Annotated in this window: 1 protein-coding gene; it reads right to left on the reverse strand. The window is 39.3% G+C overall.

Translation table 11 applies throughout. The features are described from left to right. Positions 1 to 347 (reverse strand): Rid family detoxifying hydrolase (locus tag MD535_RS25680; RefSeq protein WP_265678119.1); only part of this gene is annotated, 347 nt, incomplete at its 3' end. Positions 348 to 887: the final 540 nt, after the last annotated feature.

Raw genomic sequence — 887 nt, forward strand, 5'->3', positions numbered from 1 at the left:
GCGTCTTTCGGCAATCTTGCGGCTTCTACACAAGAGCGTGATGGTGCATTTTCAGTACCAAACACTTCCGTATAGACCTCGTTGAATGCGACAAAGTTTTCCATATCCGATAGGAAACACGTGGTTTTCACTACGCTATCAATAGACGCGCCAGCCGCCTCTAATACTGCTTTTAAGTTAGACAGCGATTGGCGAGCTTGCTCGGTAATGCCCCCTTCAACAAAAGCCATCGTCGTTGGATCTAGCGGTAACTGACCGGATGTAAAAACCAGCTCTTTAAATGCCGTTCCTTGTGAATAAGGACCGATAGCGGCAGGTGCTGACTCTGTATGAATCGTTGTTTTCATCTTAATTTACTCTTAAATAGTGTTTCAAAACATTACGACCGTAAAGGCATCTTATGCCCACTATGAGTCGCTCAAAAATACTCGAACTCGGGTTCGAGTATCCATAAAAATAACGATAAAACAATGCCTTAAAAGCTACGTCTAAAAAACAATAGTCAATAAAGCATTTCTAATAATGACCTAATTCTCTGGCAGTGCATCAGCACCCCACAAAGGCCATTAATGTTAACTTTGATCACCATCACACATTCGAAGGAATTATCAAACAGCCCCGGCAATCAATTAACTTTATGTAACTATATAACTATAAATCTCTGCATCCATCAAGACTAAAGTTAAACTTTTTTATCGCAAACCCATAAGAATTGACAAATATCAATAAATTATTCGATTTAAGGCACTTTCAGTGCACTATAGTGAACCGCAAGACTTAGGTCACATTATTTGACTGAAATATCATTAATATCCTCCCCATAAAGTTCACAAATATGAACTATTCAGTGACGTTGATACACAACCTCACACCAATAACATTACGGG

This window comes from Vibrio qingdaonensis (genome assembly GCF_026191675.1).
GTDB lineage: Bacteria > Pseudomonadota > Gammaproteobacteria > Enterobacterales > Vibrionaceae > Vibrio > Vibrio qingdaonensis.